Below are 4,134 nucleotides of genomic sequence, written 5' to 3'. Positions count from 1 at the left end.
ATGCTTGAAGTTTTACAGGATAAATCACACGAAGACTATGAAAACTATGAAGGATGGACTGATGAAGATTTCGATCCTGAGCACTTTTCTGTTGAGGAAGTGAATGAGAGGTTAAGGAGTATACTTTAAAATTAGTTATTGAAACTTAAGTTATAAAAGAGGTCTATAAACCTCTTTTTTATTTGAAAATTCGCTAATCACCATAGTGTCAAAAAATATGTTTTTCTATTTTTACCCCAAATTTTAACAGCGAACAAATAACATAAAAATGGCAAGAGTAGTTTACGGCAAAACTTGGTGGGGACAGCGGTGGTTGAATGCACTGACGGATATAGATTGGAGCAATAGATTACCGAGAGGGAAAACTTATGCCAATAAAGGTGCGGTGTTGAACTTGTCTACGTCTGCCAAGGGGATAGCGTCTAAAGTGGCGGGATCTTATCGTAATTACTACAACCAAAAGCTGAAAATAAAGCAGTTTACTTCGTTGGAGAAGGTACAAATTTTGGATGCATTGCTGGAAAATGAACTGCAAGTGGCGGAGTTACTTAACGGTACACTGAGTAAAGATCTGATCAATATCACAAACCGATTAAGAATTTCTTTATTTCCGTCTTCTTGGGAGGCATTGGATATGCACTGTTCTTGTCCAGATTTTGCGGTTCCTTGCAAACACCTTGCGGCTGTTATTTATACTTTGGCTTTGGAGATCGATAAAAATCCTTTTCTAATCTTTGAGTTGAAAGGGCTGGATATATTAAAAGAACTACAAAAAAGATCAAATATTCAAATCGATCAAGCAAATAAGGTTATAGATGTAGAAAGCTACTTTACAGAGCTAGAAACACAAAATGAAACCACTACATCACTGGATCAATTAGACTTCTCTGCTTTACCGGATTTGACCGCTAATGTTTTTACTTTTTTAGAAGAAAAACCGCATTTTTCAGAAGGTGATTTTAAAAATGTACTTTATAAAAATTACCAAAAAGTACACCGACTAACCAAGAAGGAAATAAAGGAGGAAAGGACTGAGGGCTTGTTGGAGAAGATTAAGAATAAGGATACGGTCAACTTGGTTTTTGATGAGACACTCAACTTGTGGTCGGTTTTAGGTTTAGAGAATAATCAGTTCTTTCCTGTGTTTTCACCAAAAGAAACACCACAAAAAGAGTTGTTGAATGTAATTACTCAGATGGACGAGGAGGAGAAAGATCAGTTTCCATTGTTTATTCAGCAATTGCGAAATATTTATCTTTTGTGCTTGAAACTGTTGAATAAAGGGGCATTTTTTCCAAGATTACTACAGCGAGAAGAGGATTATTTTATTCAGTGGGTGCCTGCTACTTTTTCTAAGGAAGTAAAGGCAGTGATAGAAGAAGTACAAGCACATTTATTGCATCAAAATATTTCTGTAAAAACGAGCAACGGGGTAAAGCATTTGAGCAAAAAGGAAGGAGTAAATGTATTGTGTCATTTATTTCTGCAAGATTTTTTATCAAAAGATACGGTACTTCTAACTGCAGAAAGTCGTCTTTTGAATCTCTTTTTCTATAATAGAAAAGAACAATTTAATGGTGTAGGAGAGATAGAAGTGCCAAGAAGTATCAATCAGTGGTTACAAAAATTTCAGATTGTACATAAAGAATACGTTCCTGCAATTCAGCTACAAGAGGTAGACGAAAATTATTACGTCAATGTAATGATAGAGAAGGAGGGAGAGGCATTGGAACCTATTGCATTGGCAACTTTTTGGAAGGATGAAAAATACAAAGCTTTCAAGTTTGATCTGTTGCAGGATTTACTCTTGGTGGCGTCTTATTTTCCGGCATTAAAAGAGCATATCAATTCCAAAGGACAAATGCCGTTGATGTATGACAATGTTGAAATCGTCAGTGTATTATTCGATATTTTTCCTGTAATAGAATTATTAGGAATCAACTTGATGATGCCGAAGGTATTGAGAAAAATATTACAACCGGGCAAGTCATTGAAAGCTGATACTTCGGAGTCAGTAGATGAAGGAGTCGAAAGTTTTATGGATTTACAGAAGTTGTTGAGGTTCAAGTGGCAGGTAGCTTTGGGAGAAGAGCAAATTTCTAAGGAAGAGTTTATGGAAAAATATGCTCACCTGTCAGGCTTGGTGAAAGTGAATAATCAGTATGTTCTTTTTGATCAAAAAGACCTAAAACAGCTATTGAAAGAGTTGGAAACACCACCTGCATTTAAAGCCAATGAAATCAGTCAGGCGTTATTTTCTGAGGAAATTCAAGGTAGCCCATTGACGCTTTCAGATGAGTTGAAGAAAGGAATCCGTCAGTTGACCGATATAAAAAAAATTCATGAACCAGAAGGACTTCAAGCAACTTTGAGACCTTATCAGAAAGCTGGTTTTGAGTGGATGTACCGCAATACAAAGGTAGGTTTTGGTAGTTTGATTGCTGATGATATGGGATTGGGAAAAACCCTTCAAGTGATTACTTTACTGTTGAAATTGAAGACCGAAAATTACTTTAAAAGCAAGAAAGCGTTGATTGTGGTACCTACCAGTTTATTGACCAACTGGCAGTCAGAAATAGAACGTTTTGCTCCAGATCTTTCAGCTTTTGTATATCATGGAGCAAAACGAAAATTTGTAGATGATTTTGATGTTTTGATTACGACTTACGGTATGGTGCGTAATTCTAAAGACGAACTGAAGAAGTTGAAATGGGCGGTAATGGTGATTGATGAAGCACAGAATATTAAAAATACTGCCACTCAACAAACCAAATTGATAAAGTCTATCAAAGCGGATACTTATATAGGTATGAGTGGTACGCCGGTAGAAAACCGCTTGTCGGAATACTGGTCAGTGATGGACTTTGCCAACAAAGGCTACTTGGGAACGCTGTCTAATTTCTCTAAAAATATTGCGAAGCCAATACAGCAAGACAAAGACTTTAAGGTATTGGAACGATTCAAAAAAATCACTCAGCCTTTTATTTTGAGAAGAGTGAAAACGGACAAGAGTATTATTTCTGATTTACCGGATAAAATTGAAAAGAATCAGTTTATCAATTTGGCACCTGAACAGGTTGCAGTTTATGAGGAATTTGTGCAATCCGCTTTAGAAGAGATTGAAAAGAATGATGGAAGTGCGAGAAGAGGAATGGTGCTCAAAATGATGCTTGGTCTGAAGCAAGTTTGCGATCATCCGAATTTATTCTTGAAGAGTAATCAGGAAGAAGACCCGATGCATTCTACCAAGGTACAGCGTCTGTTTGAGTTGGTAGAAGAGATTGTTCAAAAAGGAGAGAAGGTATTGATTTTTACGCAATACAAAACTATGGGAGATCTCTTGCAACGATGGATTGAAGACCGAACGAAGAAGAAACCGCAATTCTTGCATGGTGGTTCATCGAGAAAGAGTAGGGATGAAATGGTGTCCAATTTCCAAAACAACCGAACGGATAACATATTTATTCTCTCTTTAAAAGCGGCAGGAACGGGATTAAACCTCACGGCGGCTAATCATGTAATTCATTTTGATCTGTGGTGGAATCCGGCGGTGGAAGCACAAGCAACAGATAGGGCTTACCGTATCGGGCAAAATAAAAATGTGATGGTACACCGTATGATTTGTAAGGGAACAATCGAGGAAAAAATCGATGATATGATCCAAAGTAAAAAAGAACTATCAGACCTTACTGTAGCTGAAGGGGAAAAATGGATTGGCAATCTAAGTGACGATGAATTGAAAGAGATGGTGAAATTATCAGAGATAGAATAATCGTAACTTTTAAAACATCATTAGCCCACGATTTAAATCGTGGGCTAATGATATTCAAAGAATATAGTACTAGGTTTTTACTGCAAAATTTCCTTCAACATCGTCTTCCTCGCTCTATTATCAATATTCCTCACCGCAATACCAAAAGCCTTTCTTGTACCCACAAAAATTGCCATTTTCTTAGCTCTGGTAAGTGCAGTATAAATCAAGTTTTGATAGAGCATATTGAAATGTTGCATTACAACGGGGATGATCACTACGTCAAATTCACTACCCTGAGATTTATGAATTGTAATGGCATATGCTAAGTCAAGGTCAATGATATCTTGCTTTTCATAATATACCGTTTTAGCATTTTCACC

General features: G+C 36.7%; 2 protein-coding genes. One reads left to right on the top strand and one right to left on the bottom strand.

All coding sequences use genetic code 11. From position 1 onward, the window contains the following. Positions 1 to 268: 268 nt before the first annotated feature. Entirely contained in the window at positions 269 to 3,772 is a 3,504-nt protein-coding gene (locus HHU12_RS33185) for a DEAD/DEAH box helicase (RefSeq protein WP_169661021.1), read from the top strand. Positions 3,773 to 3,849: 77 nt separating this feature from the next. Here HHU12_RS33185 and HHU12_RS33180 read toward each other — a convergent pair. After that, a partial coding sequence (locus tag HHU12_RS33180) for an ATP-binding domain-containing protein (RefSeq protein ID WP_169661020.1) occupies positions 3,850 to 4,134 on the bottom strand: 285 nt, incomplete at its 5' end.

This window comes from Flammeovirga aprica JL-4, from assembly GCF_012844305.1.
GTDB lineage: Bacteria > Bacteroidota > Bacteroidia > Cytophagales > Flammeovirgaceae > Flammeovirga > Flammeovirga aprica.
This window is presented reverse-complemented; position numbering and strand designations above follow the sequence as displayed.

Coding starts and splice junctions, on each gene's coding strand:
- HHU12_RS33185 (WP_169661021.1), top strand. CDS start 269: ATGGCAAGAGTAGTTTACGGCAAAACTTGGTGGGGACAGCGGTGGTTG.